The sequence below is a fragment of the Streptomyces sp. NPDC101393 genome (assembly GCF_044767385.1).
Lineage (GTDB): Bacteria > Actinomycetota > Actinomycetes > Streptomycetales > Streptomycetaceae > Streptomyces.
On sequence record NZ_JBIWNU010000009.1, the window covers coordinates 261,329 to 283,756 of the forward strand.

A 22,428-nucleotide genomic window follows, 5' to 3' on the forward strand; every position below is an offset into this window, starting at 1 on the left:
TCCGGGTGCGCGCCTTTCAGCGGCGGGTGTCGGTCTGCGCAAAGTGCCGGCGGAGCAGATAGCCCTCGTCGCGGGCGGCGAACCGGAATGTGTGGCGGTCGCCGCCGGACCGGAGTGCGGGCCGGATGCCGAATACGTCGGAATCGAAACCGAGACTATTGCGGCAGGCGGGCCGAAGGGAGTTGCCCCGCCCGTAATCCGTGATTCCGGAATTCATCACACCATTAGCCGGGTTGGCGGAATCGCGGACCGAACGAGGGCCGCAGAAGGGCGAGATACCCCTGGCCAGCGGCCCGATTCCGCCGTTCCGGGCAGGTCGATGGCGCGGGATGAAAGGAATGCGTGAGGACCCCCGGAGAGCCGGTGACACCCCTGCGGAAGACCGGGTGGCCGACAACGCCAAGGAATCGGCCGCGCAGAGGGTGCCACGACCGGTGAGGTCCATCGACTTCCGCATGTCTTCCTCTCCGACTTCAATCAGTCAAACAGGAGAGCACTCTGACAGAAAGCATGTTGGGAAGCGTGGCAGGCACGCCGGTTTGCTGTCGGGGATTCCGATCAGCGGAATACCGGACTTGGTGGCGGCCATGCCGTAAGTGGCGTACGGAGTAACGTTTTCCCGTTAGAGGTAACGTCCGCATCTCTGCCTATTGTCGGTCGTTGAGCCCCGTGTCCCATTCGCGAACTGAAAGGAGAATGGGGATGAACCGGATCGTCAGGACCGTGGCGATGGGTGCGGCCAGTTGTGCCATGGTGGTGGGTGCCGCAGGTATCGCGACCGCCAGCGACGGCGGGCATCACCACAAGAAGGGTGCGCACGCCAAGGCTTCCGCCTCGCGCTCGCCCGGCGTCTTGAGCGGGAACGTTATTCAGATTCCGATTCACGTGCCGGTCAACGTGTGCGGCAACAGCGTGAACCTGCTCGCGCTCCTCAACCCGGCCTTCGGGAACAAGTGCACCAACAGGTGATCTGATTTCCGGCCCGGAACCGATCGGGCCGGACGCAGGTCATGGCGTACCGCGGCGGTCCGCCCGTGGCTCTGTCCCCGGGCGGGCCGCCGCTCCCGCACCGGCAGCCTCCCCCCCCCCGCTGACCAGCGGATACGCGTGCCGGGGCAGGCGCCATACTGGATGCATGGCGAAAAGCAGGCGCGGGCGCAGCGGCCCGGAGGCCGTCCGGGAGACGGTGGACGGCGGGGTCGCGGAGCTGCGGCCGGACCGGGACCGGCCGCGCGGCTGGACGCTGCTGATCGACGGCGCCCCGCAGTCCCACGTGGATCTGGACGATCCGGCGTATCTGGAGTTCTCCTACCAGCGGCGGTTGGGCCACATCGTCGATCTGGCCGCGCCGCCCGGCCGCCCCCTGCACGTCCTGCACCTGGGCGGCGGGGCGCTGACCATGGCGCGCTATGTCGCGGCGACCCGGCCGCGCTCCACCCAGCAAGTCGTCGAGATCGACGCGCCGTTGGTCCAACTGGTGCGTCGGCAGCTGCCGTTGGAGAGCGGCTGGCGGGTCCGGGTGCGCGGCGGGGACGCCCGCGCGGGGCTGGCGAAGGTCCCGGACGGCTGGGCGGACCTGATCATCGCGGATGTCTTCGGCGGGGCCCGTACGCCCGCGCACCTGACCAGTACCGAGTTCGTGGCGGAGGCCGGGCGGGCGCTGAAGGCGGGCGGCTGGTACGCGGCGAACCTCGCGGACGGGCCGCCGCTGCGGTTCCTGCGCGGCCAGATCGCCACGGTCCGTGCGGTCTTCCCCGAGGTGTGTCTGACCGCCGATCCGGCGGTGCTGCGCGGTAAGCGGTTCGGTAACGCCGTGCTGCTGGCGGCCGACCGGGAGCTGCCGGTGGCCGACCTGACCCGGCGGGCGGCGGGCGATCCGCACGCCGGACGTGTCGAACACGGGCGGGCGCTGCTGGACTTCACCGGCGGCGCCGCACCGGTCACCGACGCCGAGGCGGTCGCCTCGCCGGCCCCGCCCGCCGCGGTCTTCGACTGACCCTTTCGGAGGGCGCCTGACCGTCAACTACCCGACTACGTGGCGTTGTTGCTGGTCTCTACGGTCGGTTCATGGCCGTTCCAGGTGCAGATCACCGAGGTGTGGCCGGAGCCGCTGGTGAAGTCGACGCGGATCCACTGGTCCTGCTTCCACACCTGCATCTCCCAGCCCGCGGCGGGGGTCGCGCTCACCAGCTGGGCGGACTCGCTGCCCAGGTCGAAGACGACCCGGCCGCCCGCCGTCGCATAGCTCTTGACGTCACCGCCGGTCTGCGGCGTGCCCGTCGGGGCGGGGGAGGTGCTGTGCGCGGGGCCGCCCCCGGAGGAGGAGGGGCCGGTCGGGGACGCCGCGCCGCCGGACGCCGCGCCGCCGGACGGCGCGGGGCCGGCGCCGGAAGGGCTCGGCTTGGGGCGGTGGGTGGAGGAGGAGCGCGGGGTGACCTCGGCATCCGGCCGGCCCGCGGAGGAGGACGCCTGGTCGGAGAGGGGCAGCGCGCGCGGCGCGTCGTACGCCGTGCCCGCCATCACGGTGTGCACCCCGAACCACGACAGTGCGACCGCGGCGCCGGTCGCCAGCATCCAGGCCGCCGCGTGAACCAGTCCTCGTTGCATTCGGCTCATACTGCACCACCCGCCCGACCCGTCGCAGCCGTCCGTAGTGGAGGGCACACACCCCCGCGGCGTCAACACCGGCGAGCGGATCCGCCCGAATGGCGTACGGTGCCGCCCATGGCAAGTGTGCTCGTGGTCGAGGACGACCAGTTCGTACGCTCGGCCCTCATCCGGCATCTGACCGAGGCCTCCCACACCGTACGGAGCGTCGGCACCGCTCTGGAGGCGTTGCGGGAGGTGGCACACGTCGGCTTCGACGTGGTCATCCTCGACCTCGGCCTGCCGGATCTGGACGGGGGCGAGGCGCTGAAGATGCTGCGCGGAATCACCGATGTGCCCGTGATCATCGCCACAGCGCGGGACGACGAGGCCGAGATCGTACGGCTGCTCAACGACGGCGCCGACGACTACCTCACCAAGCCCTTCTCCGTCGAACACCTCTCCGCCCGGATGTCGGCCGTGCTGCGCCGCTCGCGGGCCACCGCGGCGGGCGCAGGACCGCCCTCACGAGTGATCCAGGTCGGCGGTCTCTCCATCGACCCGCTGCGCCGGCAGGCCGAACTCGACGGTGCGGCGCTCGACCTCACCCGCCGCGAATTCGACCTGCTGGCCTTCCTGGCCGGACGCCCCGGTGTCGTCGTCGCCCGCAGGGAACTGCTCGCCGAGGTGTGGCAGCAGTCCTACGGGGACGACCAGACCATCGACGTCCATCTGTCCTGGCTGCGCCGCAAACTGGGGGAAACCGCCGCCAAGCCGCGGTATCTGCACACCCTGCGGGGCGTGGGCGTGAAGCTGGAGCCACCGCGGTGAGATGGGCGCTGGTCAAGGTGGCGCTGGCCGTCACCGCCATGGTCGTGGTCGCCTTCGCGGTCCCCCTGGGGCTGGTCGTCAAGGAGATGGCCCGCGACCGCGCCTTCTCCAACGCGGAGCGGCAGGCCGCCACCATCGGCCCGGTGCTCGCCATCACCACCGACCGCGACCAGCTGGAGCGCGCCGTCGCCAGCGCCGAGACCGGCCCCGGCGGCCGGGTCGGGGTGCACGTCCCCGCGAGCGGCAAGGGCGGCCGGCCCGCCGAGATCGGCTCCCGGAGGGCCGCACCGCAGGACGTCGCCAAGGCCGTCAAGCTCGGCCGGGCCTCCATCGCGCCCGTCCCCGGCGGTTCCTCGCTGCTGCAGCCGACGGCCGTCGCGTCCGGTATCGCCGTCGTCGAGGTCTATGTCCCCGACGCCGCGCTCACCAACGGCGTCACCACCTCCTGGGTGGTGCTGGCCGGGGTCGGTCTCGCGCTGATCATCGGCTCGGTCGCCGTCGCCGACCGGCTCGGCACCCGGATGGTGCGCCCGGCCGAGCGGCTGGCCGGCGCCGCCCACGACCTCGGGCAGGGCAACCTCGGCGTCCGCGTCCCCGAATACGGCCCCAGGGAGCTGCGGTCCGCCGCCACCGCCTTCAACTCGATGGCCGACCAGGTCGTCCAGCTGCTGGCCAACGAACGGGAACTGGCCGCCGACCTCTCGCACCGGCTGCGCACCCCGCTGACCGTGCTGCGGCTCAACGCCGCCTCGCTCGGCGACGGCCCGGCCGCCGAGCAGACCCGGGCCGCCGTCGAACAGCTGGAGCGTGAGGTCGACCAGATCATCCGCACCGCACGCGAGCAGAAGGCGCAGTCCCAGCAGGCCCTCGCGGCGGCCGGCTGCGACGCGGCCGAGGTGATCCGCGAACGGATGGGCTTCTGGTCGGCGCTCGCCGAGGACGAAGGGCGCACCGTGCGGGTGGCCGGCGTGGACCGCCCCGTACGCCTCCCCGTCGCCCGCCCCGAGCTCGCCGCCGCCCTCGACGCGATGCTCGGCAACGTCTTCCGGCACACCCCCGAGGGCACCGCCTTCGCGGTCGATGTGCACCAGGCCGAGGAAGCGGTGATCGTGCTGGTCTCCGACGCCGGCGCCGGTATCGCCGACCCGGACGCGGCGCTGCGGCGCGGCCACGGCGGCGGCGGGGACGGCTCCACCGGCCTCGGCCTGGACATCGTGCGGCGGCTCGCCGAATCCACCGGCGGCGATGTGCGCATCGGCCGCTCCGTGCTCGGCGGCACCGAGGTACGCGTCTGGCTGGCCCTGGACGGCCGGCGCGAGGGCCACGGCGTACGGCGCGGTCACCGGCTGCGGCGCAACCTGCGCACCCGGGGCAAAAGGGCCGTGCGCACCGGGGGCTCTTAAGCACCCCCTTTCGCTTCCTTAAGGCGGCCATAAGTCCGCCAACTGCCGTACCCAAACCGGCTTTTGTCCGTTTCGGTGGCGCTAGCGTGCCGGGCACACCCCCCGTACCCCCCACGTGATGACAGGCAGGCACGAGATGAGTTCCTCGGCACACCGTCGGCGCATGAACCGCACCACCAAGCTCGTCGGGACGGCCGCGGCCGTCGCGGTGGTGGCGGGCGGCGCGTTCGCCGTCGCCGGATCGGCCATGGCCACCAAGGCCCCGCAGCAGCCCGACGCCGACCGGGCCAAGGCCTCCGCCGCCTTCGCCCCCTTCGTCGACACCTCGCTCGCCCCCGCCTACGACCTGGCCGACACCGCCAAGAAGACCGGCGTGAAGGACTTCAACCTGGCGTTCGTCACCTCGGGCGGCGGCTGCGACCCCAAGTGGGGCGGCTCCGGCGAGCTGGGCAGCGACCCGGTCGCCCAGCAGATACCCGCCCTGAGGGCGGCCGGCGGCGACGTCCGGGTCTCCTTCGGCGGCGCCAACGGCTCCGAACTCGGTCTGGCGTGTACGTCGGCCGACGACCTGGCCGCCGCCTACGGCAAGGTCATCGACCAGTTCAAGCTCACCAAGGTCGACTTCGACATCGAGGGCGGTGCGCTCCCCAACACGGAGGCCAACACCCGCCGCGCCCAGGCCATCGCCCAGCTCCAGAAGAAGCACCCCGGCCTGGACGTCTCCTTCACCCTGCCGGTCATGCCCGAGGGCCTGACCCCGGACGGCGTGAACCTGGTCGCCGACGCCAAGAAGAACGGCGTCAAGGTCTCCGCCGTCAACATCATGGCGATGGACTACGGCCCCTCCTACGACGGCGACATGGGCACCTACGCCACCAAGGCCGCCACCGCCACCCAGGGGCAGATCAAGAAGGCCCTCGCCCTGAGCGACGCGGACGCCTGGAAGGCCGTCGCCGTGACGCCGATGATCGGCGTCAACGACGTCCAGAGCGAGGTCTTCCAGACCGACGACGCCGCCGAGCTGGTGAAGTTCGCCAAGGAGAAGCACCTGGGCTGGCTGTCGATGTGGTCCTCGACCCGCGACAAGGCCTGCGCGGGCGGCGCGTCCAACTCGGCGCAGCCCACCTGCAGTTCGATCGAGCAGGGTCCGCTCGACTTCACCAAGGCGTTCGGCGCGTACACCGGCTGAACCCCGCGGCGGTCCGGGGCTCTCCCGGACCGCCCCACGCGGGGCGCGGCGGCACCCCCCACCCGCCGCGCCCCGCCTCTTCGCGCCCGTCCCCTCGCGCGCCGCCGGTGAGTACGCCGGCGGCGGTCGCGCGTCACACGTCCGGCAGCTCGTTGGCGCGCGCGACCCCGGCATACCAATGGGCGCTCGACTTCGGCGTACGGGTCTGCGTCGGGTAGTCGATGTGGACGGCGCCGAAGCGCTTGCTGTAGCCGTAGGACCACTCGAAGTTGTCCATCAACGACCACAGGAAGTAGCCGCGCAGATCCACCCCGTCGGCGAGGGCGCGGTGCGCGGCGGCGAGATGGCCGTGCAGATACGCGATCCGTGCCGGATCGTGCACGGCGCCCGAGGCGTCCGGCTCGTCGTCGAAGGCGGCGCCGTTCTCGGTGATGTAGAGCGGCAGGTCCGGCACCTCGTGATGGAAGCGCAGCAGCAGGTCGTAGAGGCCCGACGGGTCGATGGACCAGCCCATCTCGGTGCGTTCGCCCGGCGGCTGGTGGAAGGCGATGTGCTCGGCGCCGGACCAGGGTGAGCGGGTTCCCGGGCCGTGGCCGTCATGCCGCGGCGGGGCGTTGTCAGTGCCCCCTGATACCAATGACGGTGTGTAGTAGTTGATGCCCAGCGCGTCGAGGGGGTGATGGGCGATGGCGAGGTCGCCGTCCTGGACGAAGGCCCAGTCGGTGAGCGGTGCCGTGTCCGCGAGGAGATCGTCCGGATACGCACCGTGCAGCAGCGGGCCGGTGAAGATACGCGTCGCCAGCGCGTCGATCTGACGCCGCGCGTCGAGGTCGGCCGGTGCGTCCGAACGCGCCCTGACCACCGCCGGATTGAGGCTGATCATGAGGCGGGCGCGGGCGGGCAGCACCTCGCGCAGGGCGTCGGCGGCCAGCCCGTGGGCCAGGTTGAGATGGTGCGCGGCGCGCAGCGCGGCCACCGGATCGGTGCGGCCCGGAGCGTGCACCCCTGACCCGTAGCCGAGGAAGGCGCTGCACCACGGCTCGTTGAGGGTGGTCCACAACTCCACCCGGTCGCCCAGGGCCTCGCCCACGATCCGGGCGTATTCGGCGAAGCGGTAGGCCGTCTCGCGCTGCGGCCAGCCGCCCGTGTCCTCCAGCTCCTGGGGCAGGTCCCAGTGGTAGAGGGTGAGCATCGGTGTGATGCCGCGTGCGAGCAGGTCGTCGACGAGCCGCCGGTAGAAGTCCAGCCCGCGCTGGACGCCGGGGCCGCGTCCGGTGGGCTGCACCCGGGGCCAGGAGACGGAGAAGCGGTAGGCGTCCAGGCCGAGTTCGGCCATCAGCGCCACATCCTGCGTGCTGCGGTGGAAGTGGTCGACGGCGGTGTCACCGGTGTCGCCGCCGAGGACCTTGCCGGGCGTCCGGGCGAAGGTGTCCCAGATCGACGGGGTGCGGCCGCCCTCCCGCGCGGCGCCCTCGACCTGATAGGCGGCGGTCGCCGAGCCCCAGAGGAAGCCAGGAGGAAAGCGATGAGTCATTCGGGTGCTCCCGTTCGGGTGTGGGGGACGGGCCGGCGGCGACCCGTCGGAGGAGAGGGAGAGGGAGAGGGAGAGGGAGAGGGCGCGGGAGAGCGAGACGGGGCGCAGGTGGCCCCGGGGCCAGGAGGCGGCCCCCATGGGCAAGAGGGTGGCGGCCCCCGGGCTCAGCCCTTGACCGCGCCCTGCATGATCCCGCCGACGATCTGCCGGCCGAAGAGGACGAAGGCCAGCAGCAGCGGCAGCGTGCCCAGCAGCGCACCGGCCATGATCACGGACTGGTCGGGGATGAAACCGCGGCCCAGGCCGGTCAGAGCCACCTGCACCGTGGGGTTCTCCTGGGTGAGCGCGATGATCGGCCAGAAGAAGTCGTTCCAGGCCTGCACGAAGGTCAGCATGCCCAGCACCGCCATCGCCGGGCGGGCGGCCGGGAAGACGATGTGCCACACCACCCGCAGGCTGCTCGCGCCGTCCATCCGCGCCGCCTCGATCAGCTCGGTCGGCAGCGCCTGCGTCAGGTACTGCCGCATGAAGAAGACCCCGAAGGCGCTCACCAGCGTCGGCAGGATGACCGCCTGGAGATGGTTGGTCCACTCCAGCTCGGCGATGGTCATGAAGAGCGGGACGACCCCGAGCTGCGGCGGAATCATCATCGTGGCGATGACCAGCACCAACAGCAGATTCTTCAGCCGGAACCGCAGTTTGGCGAAGGCGAAGCCGGCGATGGTCGAGAAGAGCACGGTGCCCAGCGCGATGCTGCCCGCCACCACCGTCGTATTGGCCAGCGCCGGCCCCATGTTGCCGTCGGTCCAGGCCGTGCCCAGATTCTTCAGCAGATGGGAGCCGAACCAGAAGGGCGGCGGTGTCTGCGCGAGCCGGCCGTTGTCGCGTGAGGCGGCGATCGCCGTCCACACCAGCGGAAAGAGCGAGCCGACGGTGAACAGCACCAGCACGGCGAGGGTGAGCGGTCCGGCGCGCAGCGTCCGCCCGGCCCCTTCGCGGCCCGTACGCGAGGCATGGATGCGCCGAAGTCCCGTACGCCGGGCTCCCGGTGGCCCGCCGCCGACGCCCGCTCCGCTTCCCCGCCCGCTTCCCGGCCCGCTTCTTTGCTCGGTCCCCGCGGCCTTGAGCAGCACAGTGTCTCCTCACCGATCCCTGCGCAGCCGCCGGGCGATCAGCACATTGACCGCGGCGATCAGCAGCAGGATCAGGAACATCGCCCAGGCGACTGCGGAGGCCCGGCCGAGATGGAAGTTGAACCAGCCCTGTTCGTAGAGGTAGAGCCCCAGGGTCTGGAATTGGTGCGCGGCGCCGCCCTTCTGGCCTGCCGCGCCGCCGAAGAGCAGCGGCTCGCCGAAGAGCTGGGTCGCGCCGATCGTCGAAACGACGACCGTGAAGAGGATCGTCGGCCGCAAGGACGGCACGGTCACATGCCGGAACTGCTCCCAGCGGCTCGCGCCGTCCAGCGCCGCCGACTCGTAGAGGTCCTTGGGGATCGCCTGCATCGCGGCCAGATAGATCAGCGCGTTGTAGCCGGTCCAGCGCCAGATCACGATCGAGGAGACCGCGAGCTGCGAGGTCCAGGTGCCGCTCTGCCAGTCGACGGGCGCGACGCCGACCACCCCCAGCAGCCAGTTGATCAACCCGTAGTCGCGTCCGAAGAGCAGCACGAACACCAGCGCCGCCGCCGCGACCGACGTGGCGTACGGCGTCAGCAGCGCGACCCGGAAGAAGGACGAGCCGCGCAGCCGGTAGTTGAGGAGATGCGCCAGGCCCAGCGCCATCAGCAGCTGCGGCACGGTCGACAGCACCCCGATGGTGAAGGTGTTGCGCAGCGCGTTCCAGAAGAACGCGTCGCCCAGCAGCCGGGTGTAGTTGTGCAGCCCGGCCCACTGCATGTCGTTGGGGGCCGACAGCTCCACCCGGTGCAGCGAGGCCCATCCCGTGTAGAGGAGCGGGAAGAGGCCGAAGGCGATGAAGAAGAGGAAGAACGGCGCGATGAAGGCGTAGGGGCTGTAGCGCACGTCCCAGCGGTAGCGGCGGCTGCGCCAGGCCCGGCGGCGGGCCGCGCGCTCGTCCGCCGGCGCCTGGGGTGCGGCGTCCACCGCCGTGCCGCTCACCCGTCCACCGCGCTCTCGATCTCCTTGAGCGCCGCCTGCCACCCGGCCTCGGGCGACTTGCCCTGCTGCTCGACCTGCAGAATCCCGACGTCCGTGAAGGCGGACATGATCTGCTGGTCCTTGGGGCCGATCACCAGCGTCGGGATGCCCTTGGCGGCGGCCGAGAAGATCTTGCCGGTCGGGGCGTCACCGAAGTAGGGGTTCTTGGCGTCCTTGACCTCGGGCAGCTCGTAGGAGCCCGGTGTGCTGGGGATGCTGGCCTGTTTGGCGAAGACCTTGGCCTGCTGCTTCGGCGCGCTCAGCCAGACGGCCAGTTTGACGGCCTCGGCCTTGTGCTTCGCCATCGTGGGGACGCCGATGAACGAGCCGCCCCAGTTGCCGGGCTTCGGCGCGGGCGCCACGTCCCACTTGTCCTCGCCCGCCGCGCCCGCCTTCTCCTTGATGTAGCCGAGCATCCAGGGCGCACAGGCCACGGTCGCGAAGCGGTTGTTGGCGAACGCCTGGTCCCAGGGCTTCTCGAACTGCTTGAGCCGGGCGGTCATCTTCTCCTCGGCGGCCCGGGTCGCGAGGCTCCAAGCAGCCTTCACCGCAGGGCTGTTGCGGTAGATGAGCTTGCCCTGGCCGTCGTAGTACCGCTGGGCGTAGCCGTTGGTGACGGCGTTGAACAGCCCGGCGGCGGAGTCCATGAAGACCGTTCCCTTGGGCGCCTTCTTCCTGTAGTCCGCGCCGGTGTCCACGTACTTCTGCCAGTCGCCGGCCCACAGCTTGCCGACCTCGTCGCGGTCCGTGGGCAGCCCGGCCTTGCCGAAGAGGTCCTTGCGGTAGCAGATCGCGGTGGGCCCGATGTCCGTGCCGAGCCCCACGGTCCGGCCGTCCTCGGCGGTGGCCTGCGCCCATTTCCAGTCCAGCCATCGGCTCTTGTCGACGCCCTCGGCCTTGGACAGGTCCTCGAACTTGTCGGCCTGGGTGGTGACCACCTCGTTGATGTTGCCGACCTCGATCGCCTGGATGTCGGAGAGCCCGCTGCCCGCCGCGAGGTGGGTGAGCAGCTGCGGATAGTAGGCGTCGTTGCGCTCGATCACGTTTTCCTTGATCTTCACGCCCGGGTGCAGTTTCTCGTATTCCTTGTACAGACCGGCCTGTTGGTAGCCGAAGACGCCGAAGGTGCCTACGGTGATGACGGTCTTGCCGCCGGCGTCGTCGCCACCGCTGTCGTCGGCGCAGCCGGCGAGCAGTGCGGCGCCGAGCGCGGCGACGGCCGTGAGGGTCACCACCTTGCGGGGTGTGGTGGAACCGGTGCGCATGTGCGTCCTCCTGGTGCCCTGGCACGTACGGGTGTGTACGAGTGCGTACGAGAGGTGTAGGGATTCGGTACCTTGGGAGCGCTCCCAGCCGTGATGAGTTGAAGGGTCACCGCAACCCCACGTGGTGTCAAGGGAGTGCGCGCGAAGTCGTCCTGCACCGTGGCCGTTCGTGGACCGAACGGCACACCGGCTCAACTCGCCGTCAACGCAGGGCTGTTCAATGGCACCACCATCACCGCCGGGCCGGCCCGGCAGGGCGTCATGGCAGGCCGGCCCGGCTCGGGCGGCACGGCCCTGGAAGGGGAGGCGGTCAGCATGACAGCGACGGCACACGGCGGGCGGCGCACCGGCCGGCCCACCCTCGAAGACGTTGCCGCCCGCGCCGGCGTCGGCCGCGGCACGGCCTCCCGCGTCATCAACGGCTCCCCCCGCGTGCGCCCCGCCACCCGCGCCGCCGTGGAGCGCGCCGTCGCCGAGCTGGGCTACGTCCCCAACCGCGCCGCCCGCGCACTGGCCGCCAACCGCACCGACGCCCTCGCGCTGGTCATCCCCGAGCCCGAGACCCGGCTGTTCGCCGAACCGTATTTCTCCGGCATCATCCGCGGCGTCAGCGCCGAACTCGCCGACACCGACGTGCAGTTGCTGCTGACCTTGACCGGCACCCCGAAGCAGCGCCGGCGCCTCGGCCAGTTCCTGGCCGCGCACCGCGTCGACGGCGTCCTGCTGGTCTCCGTGCACGGCGCCGACCCGCTCCCCGGCTATTTGGAGCAGATCCAGATGCCCGCCGTGCTCAGCGGCCGGCGCACAGCGGACGAAACCGTGCCGTACGTCGACTCCGACAACGCCGGCGGCGCCCGCCTCGCCACCGAACACCTCATCGCCGGCGGCCGCCGCACCATCGCCACCCTCACCGGCCCGCTGGACATGTACGTCGCCCGCTGCCGGCTGGACGGCTACCGCCAGGCCCTGGCCGCCGCCGCCCGCGTGCCCGATCCGGCCCTGATCGCGCACGCCGACTTCACCGAGGAGGGCGGCCGGCGCGCCATGGCCGCGCTGCTGGAGCGCCGACCCGGCGTGGACGCGGTGTTCGCCGCCTCCGACGTGCTGGCCGCCGGGGCCCGCGCGGTGCTCCGCGAGCACGGCCGCCGGGTCCCCGAAGACGTCGCGCTGATCGGCTTCGACGACTCCTCGGTCGCCCGCCACATGGAGCCGCCGCTGACCAGCGTCCGCCAGCCGATAGAGGAGATGGGCCGGGCCATGGTCCGGGCGCTGCTCGCCCGGATAGCCGAAGACACCACCGCCCGGACGCAGTTGGTGCTCCCCACCGAACTGGTGATCAGAGCCTCGACCTGAGCCCCGGCCCGCCGCTCACCCCGTCCGGCCGGCCCCGCCGCGTACGGCCGTACGGAACGCGATCGGGGTGGTGCCGGCCCGCCGCTGGAAGAACTTCGTGAAGTTGGTGGCGTCGTCGAAGCCCAGCCGGTCCGCGATCCGGGCCGCCGGCTGATCGCCGTGCGCCAGCAGCCGCTTGGCCTCCAGCTCCACCCTGCGGTCGATGAACTCCTTCGCACCGACCCCGGCGGCGGCCTCCGTCGCCCGCGACAGGGTGCGCGGCGCATAGCCCAGCGAGCGCGCGTAGTCCGCGACCCGGCGGCTGCGGGTGAAATCCCGCTCCACCGCGTCCCGGAACCGCAGATAGGTCGCGCCCGCCTCGCAGCTCCCGTCCCCGGGGCCCGTGACGCCGCCCTGCGGCCCGCCCGGATACGCGGCCCGCAGCACGAGCACCGCCAGCAGATGCCGCAGCACGTCGAGATGCACGTCCAACGGCAGCACGCCCAGCGCCCCGAACTCGCGGTGCAGCTGGCCCAGCGCCTCGTCCACCCCCCGCGCCGCCGCCCCGTCCAGGTGCCGTACGGGCGGCCCGTACCAGTCCTCGATCCGGGCCGTGGCGGCGGTGGCCGGGTCCAGGAAACCGGACTCGAAGAGCACCAGCCGCCCCTCGGCCCCCGACAGATCACCGAAATGCTGGACCTGCCCCGGCCGCGACCACAGCAGGTCGCCCGGCGTGAGCGGATGCTCCCGGAAGTCGACGGAGTGCACCAGCCGCCCGCTGTCCACGGCCAGCAGATGGTGGAAACCGGGACGGTGCGGGGTGGCGAGTTGGCAGCGGTCCGCGCGCCCGCGCAGCTCGGCGAGCGTCATCACCTCCACCCCGGCGGGCCGCCCGGCCGGCGCCGAGAACGCCACCTCCGGGATCAGAGGACCGGGCCCCTCTCCCATGTGTCGCTTTTTGACCATCACCGGTCCTCTCGCTACCCCGAAAAGCCCCGATGGCACCCCTAGCGTAGAAGACATCAACAGCACGGCTGACGGAAAACGACAGTCCACACCGGACACGTCGCCTCCGGACGCCTGACCAGCAGGGAGAACCCAGCATGCCCACGATCGCTCTCTTCGGGGCCAACGGCACCATCGGAAGCCGCATCCTTGACGAGGCCCTGCGGCGCGGTCACCAGGTCACCGCGGTGGTCCGCGACCCCGCGAAGATCACCACGACGCACCCGAACCTGACCGTCACCACCGGCGACGTCCTCGACGCGGAATCCGTGGCCGCCGCGGCCAAGGGGCAGGACGTACTGATCAGCGCGGTCGGCGGCGGCGACGGACCGGGCCACCTCGCCACCATCGAACCCGCCGCCAGGTCCCTCGTCGCCGGTCTGCGCAGCCTCGGTGACGCGGCGCCCCGCCTGATCACCGTCGGCGGCGCCGGCTCGCTGCGCACCCCCGACGGCAAGCAGGTCTGGGACGCGGAGGGCCTGCCGGACTTCCTGCTGCAGATCATGCACGCGCACGGTGATGCCCTGGACTTCTACCGCAGCGTCTCGGACCTGAGCTGGACCAACCTCAGCCCGGCCGCCACCATCGCCCCCGGCGAGCGCACCGGCAGCTACCGCACCGCCACCGACGACCTGATCACCGGCCAGGACGGCAGCAGCCGCATCTCCACCGAGGACTACGCCGTGGCCCTCGTCGACGAGCTGGAGCGGCCCCGCCACCCGGGCGCGCGCTTCACGGTCGGCTACTGACGAGGAGGACGGGCCGGCGCGGCGGCTGAGCGTCCGTCACCCACAGCGGGCACAACGACATCGGCCCCCGGCCTGCTTCCGCAGGCCGGGGGCCGATCTCTTGGGGTGAGTAACGGGACTTGAACCCGCGACATCCTGGACCACAACCAGGTGCTCTACCTGCTGAGCTATACCCACCATGACCGGTGCTGTGTGGTTCTTTTTCCCCACCGGCTGAGGAAAAGTGTACAGGGTCTGGAGGGGTGCTCGCTCCCGGGTTTCCTGCCCCCGGGAGCGAGCTGGGTCACTACGTCGTGGACTGCGGCTCAGCAGGCAGAACGTGCTTCGCCGCGATCGTCTTCGCGGTGTCCGAGTCGGGGCCGGGCTGCGGCACGAAGACGGCCTCCCGGTAGTAGCGGAGTTCCGCGATGGATTCGCGGATGTCCGCCAGCGCCCGGTGGTTGCCGCTCTTGTCCGGGCTGTTGAAGTACGCCCGCGGGTACCAGCGGCGGGCCAGCTCCTTCACGGACGAGACATCGACGATCCGGTAGTGGAGATAGCTCTCCAGGGTCGGCATGTCGCGCAGCAGGAAGCCGCGGTCCGTGCCGACGGAATTCCCGCAGAGCGGAGCCTTCCCCGGCTCCCGCACATGCTGCTTGATGTAGGCAAGCACCTGTGCCTGAGCGGCCTCCAGCGTCGTGCCGTCGTCCAGCTCCTCCAGCAGCCCGGAGGCGGTGTGCATCTGGCGCACCACCTCCGGCATGGTGGTCAGTGCCTCGGCCGGGGGGCGGATCACCACATCCACCCCGTCGCCCAGGACATTCAGCTCCGAGTCGGTGACCAGTGCGGCCACCTCGATGAGCGCGTCATTCGCCAGCGAGAGACCGGTCATCTCGCAGTCGATCCACACCATGCGATCGTTCATGGGCCTCACCCTACGGGGCGCTCACGCTGGCCGGGCAGCACGGGGCGGCCGGTGCCCCTGCCGACAGGTGCTTCCGGCAGCCGCGAGGTGAAGGCATCCGTGTGCGATTTGGCCGCTTCGCCCGTTTCGGATGCCGTCAGTGCGGCCGCCTGGCTGTGTCCGGCCGCCGCCGCGGCGGCGAACCGGTCGGGACCGCCGATGCCCAGCGGGGCACGTTCGCCGCGCTCGGGACGGTCCGGCCGCTCCGGCCGCAGGGCCGAGTCGGGCGCACCGCTCTGCGGCCGTCGCGCGCGGTAGGCCGCGCGGTAGGCCGCGGGCGAGGCGCCCAGCTGCCGCCGGAAGTGGCCGCGCAGTGCGACCGGTGAACGGAATCCGCAGCGCCCCGCGACCTCGTCGACCGAATAGTCGGAGGTCTCCAGCAGCCGCTGGGCCTGCAGCACCCGCTGGGTGATCAGCCACTGCAGGGGAGCGCTTCCCGTGAGGGAGCGGAATCGCCGGTCGAACGTACGGCGGCTCATATAGGCGCGCGCGGCCAGCGTCTCCACGTCGAACTGTTCGTGGAGATGCTCCAGCGCCCAGGCGACGACCTCGGCGAGCGGGTCGGCGCCGATCTCTTCAGGTAATGACCTGTCGAGGTAGCGCTGGTGCCCCATGTCGGAGGCGGTACGGCGGGGCGGTACGACGAGCCGGCGGGCCAGCGCGTTCGCGGCGTCCGCGCCGTGGTCGGTCCGCACGATGTGCAGGCACAGGTCGATGCCTGCCGCCGTCCCCGCGGAGGTGAGCACATCGCCGTCGTCGACGAACAGCTCCCGGGGGTCGACATGGACGGACGGATAACGCTTGGCGAGCGTCGGTGCGTACATCCAATGGGTCGTCGCCGGGCGGCCATCGAGTAGTCCGGCTGCCGCGAGGACGAACGCCCCCGTGCACAACCCGACGATCCTGGCCCCTTCTTCGTGTGCGCGGCGCAGCGCGTCGAGCGCTGCGGGCGGCGGGGCCTGGGTGATGGAACGCCAGGCCGGTACGACGACCGTCCCTGCGCGGGCGATCGCCTCCAGCCCGTAGGGGGCCGATAGTTCGAGCCCCCCGGTCGTGCGCAAAGGCGCTTCTTCGCCCGCGCACACAAGCAGTCGGTATCGCGGAACCCCTGCGTCTTGTCGGTCGATGCCGAAGACCGAGAGCGGAATGGAGCTCTCGAAAATGGGGCCGCCGCTGAAGAGGAGCACCGCGACTATTTCGCGGCGTCGTCGGGCAGCGAGCTTGCGTGCAGCGTCTGGTACGGCAGCGGAGTCCTGGCTCATGGCACTTAAGCCCCCCTCGGTCGTCTCGCCCTCTCGGTACTGCACAGTTCCCCCGCCGTAACTACCAAGATCGAATCTACTGTGTCCCGTGAGGATGGAGTGCCAAGTTCACCACTCGCTGGTATGTCGATATGGCAACTTGGCGCGAAGCATTCGATCACGAAGCGTTCCACTCGTCGGGCCTGCATGGGAAGTGCGCGTCTCGGCTCTGCCCGTTCGCAGTAGGGCACAACCATGCCCAGCGGTCCTTTCCTCCCTGCTCACGCCCGGGTTGGGGGGTGGTTCGGGCAAGGGGAGGGTCTCGGCTAGAAGTTGGCTGAAAACGGTTGCGCGCGGACTTGCGGGTGACTTATTCGCCCGGCGTGCGCCCTCGTGGACGGCATCCGCCCCCGTGCGCCCCTGTCCCCATACGCCCGCTTCTGTCCCGGTGCCGTCCGGCGTTTTCGGTGCGGACCCTGGCCACGGTGCGTTCGGATTTCCGCAGCAGTGCCCGGCAGGCACAGGTCACCGCGGCGAGCCCGGCGGCGGTGCCGGCGGCGCCGCCGAACGAGGCACCGCTCATGATCAGGACGAGGGGGACCAGCGCACAGCTGAACGCCCCCCAGCGCACGACTTCACTCACCGGGTCGGGTGATCTCTCGGACGGTACGGGCACCGCGGGCTCCCTTCGGACGGGCAGCTACTACAACGCCGCCGCCGATCATGGGTCACCGCGATGGGTACGTACGGGGGCAGGGCGGGGCATTGCCATCCGGGCCACGCTCCGGCATGCTCCGGGGAACGTTCGAGGCCCTGACCCGCCCGCGCGGGCGCCCCGCGTCCACCGCAGGCTCTGGGCAGCGGGGGAGTGGCGCCGTACTCTTGGGGTATCGGCTTGGGAAGATGATTCCCAGTCGTATCGTTCCTCTTTGAACTATGGCTCCCGGCCTCAGTCGAGCCAGCTCAGTCAACTGCCGGATCAAGTCAATCGCCGTTCCCCGTTCGCCCCTCCGCAAGAGGACGTCCTCGCCGAGACACCAATGGCCGGTCACGAAATCCCCGAACCCGCGAACCGCAAGCAGGTCGCCGATCCGATGGCGGACCTCGAAGCGGCAGAAGAGACACGCCACTCCTGCGACCCTGCCTTCCGGCACGGCGTCGTGATCGGCTTCGACGGCTCCATGTCGAGCGAGCGGGCGTTGGCGTATGCAATCGGTATGGCCGGGCGCCTCGGCTCCGGTTTGATCATCGTCCATGTGGCCAATCGGCTGCCGACGACCGTCTGGGCGGGCTGCGAGCCCCCGGTCTTCGTGGACGTCCCGGATCACCGCACGGAAGTGCTGGGTCTGGAGCTCGCCTGCGCCGAGCATCTCAGCGAGGTTCCGTGGATCCTCGTCGAGCGCGGCGGCGACATCTGCCACGAGCTCGAAGAGGTCGGCCGGGAGTACGAGGCCGACGCGATCGTGGTGGGCTCCACGCACGGCATCGTCGGCCGGATCTTCGGCTCGGTCGCCGGACGGCTGGCGCGGCGCGCTCAGCGGCCCGTCATAGTGATTCCCTGACCCGGACCACGCCGAACCCCACAGCGACCCCCGCGGCGCCTCCACGGGCCCCTGAGGCCCCTTCATGCGCCCGCGCAGGGGCGGCTGTTGGGGCCGCGGCGCCCCTCCCGCCCTCCCTGGGGTGAAACGTGCCGGACGATCACTTCTTCTCGGCATGCGCACAATTGAGGGGGCGTCATGGGGATTGTGGGCAGCCGTCAGCTTTACCGACGGGTAGAGGTGGATTGTGCGCTTGTGAGGGGTAGGAACCGGTCACGTGAGCGCGCCGCACCTCGGGGCCCCGGCGGCCGCGCACACGGCAACTGCGTGCTGCCGGCCGGGAGGTGACGGTTCCCGGGGCGGTGGCATCCGTCGGCGTATGGGCGACGCCGGCAAGGGGAGGCGGCGGCTTCGCGCGCACGGTGGCGCGCGCGAAGCCGTCGGACACGCCCTGACTACTCCACCGTGACCGACTTCGCCAGGTTGCGCGGCTTGTCGATGTCACGGCCGAGGGCCAATGCCGTGTGGTAGGCGAGCAGTTGGAGCGGGATGCCCATCAGGATCGGGTCCAGCTCCGGCTCGTTCTTCGGGACGATGATGGTGTGGTCGGCCTTCTGCTGCTCCTGGTGGGCGACGGCCAGGATGCGGCCGCTGCGGGCCTTGATCTCCTCCATCGCGGCCCGGTTCTTCTCCAGCAGGTCGTCGTCCGGGACGATCGCGACGGTCGGCATCGCCGGCTCGATGAGCGCCAGCGGGCCGTGCTTGAGCTCCGAGGCGGGGTAGGCCTCCGCGTGGATGTAGGAGACCTCCTTGAGCTTCAGCGACGCCTCACGGGCCACCGGGTAGCCGCGCACCCGGCCGATGAACATCATCGACTTGGCGTCCGCGTACAGCTCCGCCAGCTTCTTGATCTCGGCCTCGCCCTCCAGGATCTCGGTGATCTGGGCGGGCACCTTGCGCAGCCCCTCGATGATCCGCTTGCCGTCCGCCACGGACAGGTCGCGGATGCGGCCGAGGTGCAGCGCGAGCAGCGCGAACGAGACGACCATGTTGGTGAAGCACTTCGTGGAGACCACGCAGACCTCCGGGCCCGCGTGCACGTAGATGCCGCCGTCGGTCTCCCGGGCGATCGCCGAACCGACGACGTTGACCAGGCCCAGCACCCGCGCGCCCTTGCGCTTGAGCTCCTGGACGGCGGCCAGCACGTCGTAGGTCTCACCGGACTGGGAGACCGCCACGTACAGGGTGTCGGGGTCCACGACCGGGTTGCGGTAGCGGAACTCGGAGGCCGGCTCGGCGTCCGAGGGGATGCGGGCCAGCTCCTCGATCATCTGCGCGCCGATCTGGCCGGCGTGGTACGAGGTGCCGCAGCCCAGGATCTTCACCCGGCGCACCCCGCGCGCCTCGCGGGCGTCGAGGTTCAGGCCGCCGAGATGCACGGTGGAGAAGCGGTCGTCGATCCGCCCGCGCAGCGCGCGGTCCACCGCGTCGGCCTGCTCGGAGATCTCCTTGTGCATGTACGTGTCGTGGCCGCCCAAGTCGTAGGACTCGGCCGCGTACTCGACGGTCTCCGGCGTCGCCGTCGTACGGGAGCCCTCGGTGGTGTACGTGCGGTAGTCGTCGGCCTTGAGGGTGGCCATCTCACCGTCGTCCAGGGTCACGACCTGGCGGGTGTGCGAGACCAGCGCGGCGACGTCGGAGGACACGAACATCTCGTGCTCGCCGATGCCCAGCACGACGGGGGAGCCGTTGCGGGCGACGACGATCCGGTCGGCGAAGTCGGTGTGCAGCACGGCGATGCCGTACGTGCCCTCGATGTGCCGCAGCGCCTCGCGGACCTTCTCCTCCAGGGTCGGCGCGGTGGAGCGGCCGATCAGGTGGGTCAGCACCTCGGTGTCGGTCTCCGAGACGAAGTCGACGCCGTCGGCGGTCAGCCGGGCGCGCAGGTCGGAGGCGTTGTCGATGATGCCGTTGTGCACCAGCGCGACCTTGCCGGAGGCGTCGACGTGCGGGTGGGCGTTCTCGTCGGTGGGCGCGCCGTGGGTGGCCCAGCGGGTGTGCGCGATGCCGGTGCTGCCGGCGAACTTCTTCGGCAGCCGGGACTCCAGCTCACGGACCCGGCCCTTGGCCTTGGCGGTCTTCAGGCCGCCCGGGGCCTTGCCGGTGCCCTTGGCGTGGATGGCGATGCCGGCCGAGTCGTAGCCGCGGTACTCCAGGCGCTGCAGGCCCTCCAGGAGCAGCGGAGCGACGTCGCGCTTGCCGATGTATCCGACGATCCCGCACATACAGTGACCCTCCGAGTGGTGCCAGGCGGCCGAAGCCGGTGTTGTCGCTTGCGGTGTGCTGATGACTGTTCGTGCCCGGGTCCGGGTGTCCGGGGCGGCCGGTTTCAGCCGTAGATGAGGCGGCGCAGCTGGCGCATGGAGAGATCCGGCGGGGCCACGGCGCGGCGGCGCATCTCGTGGCGGATCCGGTCGAAGATCTCGTCGTTGCGCAGCCCCTGGGACTGCAGCTCGCGATGGCGCCGGCGGACGAAGTCGCCGGTCGTCTCGTCGAAGTACGCCAGCACGTCGAGCACCACCCTGGCGGCCTCGCCGCGCTGCAGCGGTGTGCTGCGCACAAGGTGGTCCACCAGGTCTTCGTGGGGCGCGTGCGCCGGGTCGGCGCTGCGGGTAGGACGTTCGAGCACCCGTCGATACTGCGTGGCGGCGGAGACTTTCGCAAGAAACCTGCCCGATATCGGGCAAGCCCACCGGATGGCGGCCGGAAAGTGGTCTAAACCTTGACCGGATCCGAGGCGCACGGTACCCATGGTCACCGTTCGGTCGCTCCATGCCATGCCGTAGGGCTGACCCTGAAGACACGCCCTAGGTGTCCACCACCCGTGCCTCGCACGGTGCTCGCCGAAGGGACCGTCGATGAGACGACGCAGACTCCTCTTTTCGCTGCTGCTGGTCGCGGCGGCGGGGATGGGAACCGCCGCCGTACCCCCGCAGCCCGCCGCCGCCCCGGCCGCCACGCTGGACCGGGTGGTCCCCGCGCCCGCATCCGTGGTCCCGGGCGGCGCCGCGTACACGCTCGGCGAGGGCACCCGTATCCGGGTGCCCGGCAATTCGGGCGAGGCCAGGAAGGTCGCCGGCTACCTCGCGGGGCTGCTGCGGCCCGCCACCGGTTTCGATCTCCCGGTGACCACCAAGGACGGCCGGGACGGCATCGTCCTCCAGCTCGGCGGACGGGGTACCGGGAAGCTCGGCGCGGAGGGCTACCGGCTGACCTCGGGCGGCCGCTCGGTCACCATCAGCGCCGCCCGCCCGGCCGGCCTCTTCCACGGCGTGCAGACGCTGCGCCAGCTGCTGCCCGCGAGCGCCGAGCGGCGCACCGAGCAGCGCGGCCCCTGGACGATCGCCGGCGGCACGATCACCGACACCCCGCGCTACGGCCACCGCGGCGCGATGCTGGACGTCTCGCGGCACTTCTTCACCGTCGAGCAGGTCAAGCGCTACATCGACCAGCTGTCCCTCTACAAGATCAACAAGCTGCATCTGCATCTCTCCGACGACCAGGGCTGGCGGATCGCCATCAAGTCCTGGCCGAAGCTTGCGACCTACGGGGGCAGCACCCAGGTCGGCGGCGGCAAGGGCGGCTTCTACACGCAGGACGACTACCGCGAGATCATCCGCTATGCCTCCAGCCGCTATCTGACCGTCGTCCCCGAGATCGACATGCCGGGCCACACCAACGCCGCGCTGGCCTCGTACGCCGAACTCAACTGCAACGGCCAGGCCCCGCCGCTCTACACCGGCACCGAGGTCGGCTTCAGCTCGCTGTGCGTGCCCAAGCAGCGGACGTACGACTTCGTCGACGACGTCATCCGCGAGCTGGCCGCCATGACGCCGGGCCGCTACCTCCACATCGGCGGCGACGAGGCGCACTCCACCAGCCACGACGACTATGTGGCGTTCATGGACCGGGTACAGCCGGTGGTCGCCAAATACGGCAAGACGGCGATCGGCTGGCACCAGCTGACCGGCGCACACCCGGCGAAGGGCAACGTCGCCCAGTACTGGGGCTATGACAAGACCTCCGCCGCCGAACGCGCACAGGTCGCCACCGCGGCCCAGAACGGCACCCCGGTCATCCTCTCGCCCGCCGACCGCGCCTACCTCGACATGAAGTACGACAAGAACACGCCGCTGGGCCTGTCCTGGGCCGGCTACGTCAGTGTCCGGCGCTCCTACGACTGGGACCCGGGAACGTATCTGGAGGGCGCGCCCGCCTCGTCCGTTCTCGGCGTCGAGGCGCCCCTGTGGGCCGAGACGCTGTCGACGTCCGCGCACATCGAGTACATGGCCTTCCCCCGGCTGCCCGGCATCGCCGAGCTGGGCTGGTCGCCGGCGTCCACGCACGACTGGGACGCGTACAAGAAGCGGCTGGCGGCCCAGGGACCCCGATGGGACGCGATGGGCATCGGGTACTACCGCTCGCCCGAGGTGCCGTGGCCCGCGAAGTGATCTGAACCGACCGGCGCCGGACGGCGCCGGTCAGCTCCGCGCCCGGCTGACCGGCGGGCCGTGCGCGTCGGCCCGCCCGTCAGTTCGCGGGGGCAGGGGGCAGGGGGCAGGGGGCAGGGGGCGTACGTGGACGGCCGCTGCC

Annotated in this window: 19 protein-coding genes, 1 tRNA gene and 1 pseudogene; 9 read left to right on the plus strand and 12 right to left on the minus strand. The window is 71.0% G+C overall.

All coding sequences use genetic code 11. The features are described 5' to 3' along the window. Window positions 1-16: 16 nt before the first annotated feature. A complete protein-coding gene (locus tag ACIRQ7_RS28335) occupies window positions 17-217 on the minus strand; it encodes a hypothetical protein (protein WP_404265479.1) in 201 nt (66 codons plus the stop codon). A gap of 485 nt (window positions 218-702) precedes the next feature. On the opposite strand from ACIRQ7_RS28335, the gene ACIRQ7_RS28340 reads away from it, so the two are divergent. Both ACIRQ7_RS28340 and ACIRQ7_RS28345 read left to right on the plus strand, forming a co-directional pair. After that, window positions 703-969, plus strand: coding sequence for a chaplin (locus ACIRQ7_RS28340; RefSeq protein ID WP_403668098.1), 267 nt, complete (start codon window positions 703-705; stop codon window positions 967-969). A 166-nt stretch (window positions 970-1,135) separates the two neighbouring features. After that, complete coding sequence (locus ACIRQ7_RS28345; protein ID WP_404265480.1) at window positions 1,136-1,996, plus strand: spermidine synthase; 861 nt, start codon at window positions 1,136-1,138, stop codon at window positions 1,994-1,996. Window positions 1,997-2,031: 35 nt separating this feature from the next. Here ACIRQ7_RS28345 and ACIRQ7_RS28350 read toward each other — a convergent pair whose 3' ends face one another. Then, complete coding sequence (locus ACIRQ7_RS28350) at window positions 2,032-2,616, minus strand: hypothetical protein (RefSeq protein WP_404265481.1); 585 nt, start codon at window positions 2,614-2,616, stop codon at window positions 2,032-2,034. 108 nt (window positions 2,617-2,724) lie between these two features. Here ACIRQ7_RS28350 and ACIRQ7_RS28355 point away from each other — a divergent pair, with 108 nt between their 5' ends. From ACIRQ7_RS28355 to ACIRQ7_RS28365, 3 genes and pseudogenes are all read left to right on the plus strand, one after another. Beyond that, on the plus strand, window positions 2,725-3,417 hold the full coding sequence (locus ACIRQ7_RS28355) for a response regulator transcription factor (RefSeq protein WP_401469859.1): 693 nt from the start codon (window positions 2,725-2,727) through the stop codon (window positions 3,415-3,417). Continuing rightward, window positions 3,414-4,820, plus strand: coding sequence for an ATP-binding protein (locus ACIRQ7_RS28360; protein WP_404265482.1), 1,407 nt, complete (start codon window positions 3,414-3,416; stop codon window positions 4,818-4,820). Before ACIRQ7_RS28355 ends, ACIRQ7_RS28360 begins: the two co-directional genes overlap by 4 nt. A 292-nt stretch (window positions 4,821-5,112) precedes the next feature. After that, window positions 5,113-6,009 (plus strand): annotated as a pseudogene (locus tag ACIRQ7_RS28365) (chitinase); the annotation flags it as partial. 133 nt (window positions 6,010-6,142) lie between these two features. Here the strand turns inward: ACIRQ7_RS28365 and ACIRQ7_RS28370 are convergent. From ACIRQ7_RS28370 to ACIRQ7_RS28385, 4 genes are all read right to left on the minus strand, one after another. Next, window positions 6,143-7,543 carry a GH1 family beta-glucosidase gene (locus tag ACIRQ7_RS28370; RefSeq protein ID WP_404265484.1) on the minus strand — a complete coding sequence of 467 codons (1,401 nt, stop codon included), beginning with the start codon at window positions 7,541-7,543 and terminating at the stop codon, window positions 6,143-6,145. A 164-nt stretch (window positions 7,544-7,707) separates the two neighbouring features. Then, the gene (locus ACIRQ7_RS28375) at window positions 7,708-8,562 is read right to left on the minus strand and encodes a carbohydrate ABC transporter permease (protein WP_404265628.1); all 855 of its coding nucleotides are present in this window, start codon (window positions 8,560-8,562) and stop codon (window positions 7,708-7,710) included. 123 nt (window positions 8,563-8,685) lie between these two features. Further along, window positions 8,686-9,660 carry a carbohydrate ABC transporter permease gene (locus tag ACIRQ7_RS28380; protein ID WP_403668109.1) on the minus strand — a complete coding sequence of 325 codons (975 nt, stop codon included), beginning with the start codon at window positions 9,658-9,660 and terminating at the stop codon, window positions 8,686-8,688. After that, window positions 9,657-10,964, minus strand: a complete 1,308-nt coding sequence (locus ACIRQ7_RS28385; protein WP_404265485.1) for an ABC transporter substrate-binding protein — start codon at window positions 10,962-10,964, stop codon at window positions 9,657-9,659. The genes ACIRQ7_RS28380 and ACIRQ7_RS28385 overlap by 4 nt, the downstream gene beginning before the upstream one ends. A gap of 315 nt (window positions 10,965-11,279) precedes the next feature. On the opposite strand from ACIRQ7_RS28385, the gene ACIRQ7_RS28390 reads away from it, so the two are divergent. Next, entirely contained in the window at window positions 11,280-12,317 is a 1,038-nt protein-coding gene (locus ACIRQ7_RS28390) for a LacI family DNA-binding transcriptional regulator (RefSeq protein ID WP_404265629.1), read from the plus strand. Window positions 12,318-12,332: 15 nt separating this feature from the next. On the opposite strand, the gene ACIRQ7_RS28395 is transcribed toward ACIRQ7_RS28390, so the two are convergent. Then, entirely contained in the window at window positions 12,333-13,262 is a 930-nt protein-coding gene (locus tag ACIRQ7_RS28395) for a helix-turn-helix domain-containing protein (RefSeq protein WP_404265486.1), read from the minus strand. 137 nt (window positions 13,263-13,399) lie between these two features. On the opposite strand from ACIRQ7_RS28395, the gene ACIRQ7_RS28400 reads away from it, so the two are divergent. Then, on the plus strand, window positions 13,400-14,050 hold the full coding sequence (locus ACIRQ7_RS28400; RefSeq protein WP_404265488.1) for an NAD(P)-dependent oxidoreductase: 651 nt from the start codon (window positions 13,400-13,402) through the stop codon (window positions 14,048-14,050). 101 nt (window positions 14,051-14,151) lie between these two features. Here the strand turns inward: ACIRQ7_RS28400 and ACIRQ7_RS28405 are convergent. The 3 genes from ACIRQ7_RS28405 to ACIRQ7_RS28415 all read right to left on the minus strand — a co-directional run bounded on the left by ACIRQ7_RS28405 (window position 14,152) and on the right by ACIRQ7_RS28415 (window position 16,255). Then, a tRNA-His gene (locus ACIRQ7_RS28405) sits at window positions 14,152-14,227 on the minus strand. A gap of 109 nt (window positions 14,228-14,336) precedes the next feature. After that, window positions 14,337-14,954 (minus strand): oligoribonuclease, encoded by a 618-nt coding sequence (gene orn, locus ACIRQ7_RS28410; protein ID WP_401469885.1) that lies wholly within the window; start codon window positions 14,952-14,954, stop codon window positions 14,337-14,339. A gap of 5 nt (window positions 14,955-14,959) precedes the next feature. Continuing rightward, on the minus strand, window positions 14,960-16,255 hold the full coding sequence (locus tag ACIRQ7_RS28415; protein ID WP_404265489.1) for a GlxA family transcriptional regulator: 1,296 nt from the start codon (window positions 16,253-16,255) through the stop codon (window positions 14,960-14,962). A gap of 1,019 nt (window positions 16,256-17,274) precedes the next feature. Here ACIRQ7_RS28415 and ACIRQ7_RS28420 point away from each other — a divergent pair. Beyond that, the gene (locus tag ACIRQ7_RS28420; protein ID WP_401469891.1) at window positions 17,275-17,796 is read left to right on the plus strand and encodes a universal stress protein; all 522 of its coding nucleotides are present in this window, start codon (window positions 17,275-17,277) and stop codon (window positions 17,794-17,796) included. Window positions 17,797-18,230: 434 nt separating this feature from the next. Here ACIRQ7_RS28420 and glmS read toward each other — a convergent pair whose 3' ends face one another. Both glmS and ACIRQ7_RS28430 read right to left on the minus strand, forming a co-directional pair. After that, entirely contained in the window at window positions 18,231-20,060 is a 1,830-nt protein-coding gene (gene glmS, locus ACIRQ7_RS28425; protein ID WP_404265490.1) for a glutamine--fructose-6-phosphate transaminase (isomerizing), read from the minus strand. Window positions 20,061-20,164: 104 nt separating this feature from the next. Next, window positions 20,165-20,464 carry a hypothetical protein gene (locus ACIRQ7_RS28430; protein ID WP_401469897.1) on the minus strand — a complete coding sequence of 100 codons (300 nt, stop codon included), beginning with the start codon at window positions 20,462-20,464 and terminating at the stop codon, window positions 20,165-20,167. Between the two features lie 229 nt (window positions 20,465-20,693). Here ACIRQ7_RS28430 and ACIRQ7_RS28435 point away from each other — a divergent pair, with 229 nt between their 5' ends. After that, the gene (locus ACIRQ7_RS28435) at window positions 20,694-22,286 is read left to right on the plus strand and encodes a beta-N-acetylhexosaminidase (protein ID WP_404265491.1); all 1,593 of its coding nucleotides are present in this window, start codon (window positions 20,694-20,696) and stop codon (window positions 22,284-22,286) included. Window positions 22,287-22,428: the final 142 nt, after the last annotated feature.

What these genes read in the sequence shown, in the direction of transcription:
- ACIRQ7_RS28340 (WP_403668098.1), top strand. Translation starts at nt 703, where the DNA reads ATGAACCGGATCGTCAGGACCGTGGCGATGGGTGCGGCCAGTTGTGCC.
- ACIRQ7_RS28395 (WP_404265486.1), bottom strand. Translation starts at nt 13,262, where the DNA reads ATGGTCAAAAAGCGACACATGGGAGAGGGGCCCGGTCCTCTGATCCCG.
- ACIRQ7_RS28335 (WP_404265479.1), bottom strand. Translation starts at nt 217, where the DNA reads ATGAATTCCGGAATCACGGATTACGGGCGGGGCAACTCCCTTCGGCCC.
- ACIRQ7_RS28435 (WP_404265491.1), top strand. Translation starts at nt 20,694, where the DNA reads ATGAGACGACGCAGACTCCTCTTTTCGCTGCTGCTGGTCGCGGCGGCG.
- orn (WP_401469885.1), bottom strand. Translation starts at nt 14,954, where the DNA reads ATGAACGATCGCATGGTGTGGATCGACTGCGAGATGACCGGTCTCTCG.
- ACIRQ7_RS28345 (WP_404265480.1), top strand. Translation starts at nt 1,136, where the DNA reads ATGGCGAAAAGCAGGCGCGGGCGCAGCGGCCCGGAGGCCGTCCGGGAG.
- ACIRQ7_RS28370 (WP_404265484.1), bottom strand. Translation starts at nt 7,543, where the DNA reads ATGACTCATCGCTTTCCTCCTGGCTTCCTCTGGGGCTCGGCGACCGCC.
- ACIRQ7_RS28415 (WP_404265489.1), bottom strand. Translation starts at nt 16,255, where the DNA reads ATGAGCCAGGACTCCGCTGCCGTACCAGACGCTGCACGCAAGCTCGCT.
- ACIRQ7_RS28385 (WP_404265485.1), bottom strand. Translation starts at nt 10,964, where the DNA reads ATGCGCACCGGTTCCACCACACCCCGCAAGGTGGTGACCCTCACGGCC.
- ACIRQ7_RS28420 (WP_401469891.1), top strand. Translation starts at nt 17,275, where the DNA reads ATGGCCGGTCACGAAATCCCCGAACCCGCGAACCGCAAGCAGGTCGCC.
- ACIRQ7_RS28355 (WP_401469859.1), top strand. Translation starts at nt 2,725, where the DNA reads ATGGCAAGTGTGCTCGTGGTCGAGGACGACCAGTTCGTACGCTCGGCC.
- ACIRQ7_RS28350 (WP_404265481.1), bottom strand. Translation starts at nt 2,616, where the DNA reads ATGAGCCGAATGCAACGAGGACTGGTTCACGCGGCGGCCTGGATGCTG.
- ACIRQ7_RS28400 (WP_404265488.1), top strand. Translation starts at nt 13,400, where the DNA reads ATGCCCACGATCGCTCTCTTCGGGGCCAACGGCACCATCGGAAGCCGC.
- ACIRQ7_RS28390 (WP_404265629.1), top strand. Translation starts at nt 11,280, where the DNA reads ATGACAGCGACGGCACACGGCGGGCGGCGCACCGGCCGGCCCACCCTC.
- glmS (WP_404265490.1), bottom strand. Translation starts at nt 20,060, where the DNA reads ATGTGCGGGATCGTCGGATACATCGGCAAGCGCGACGTCGCTCCGCTG.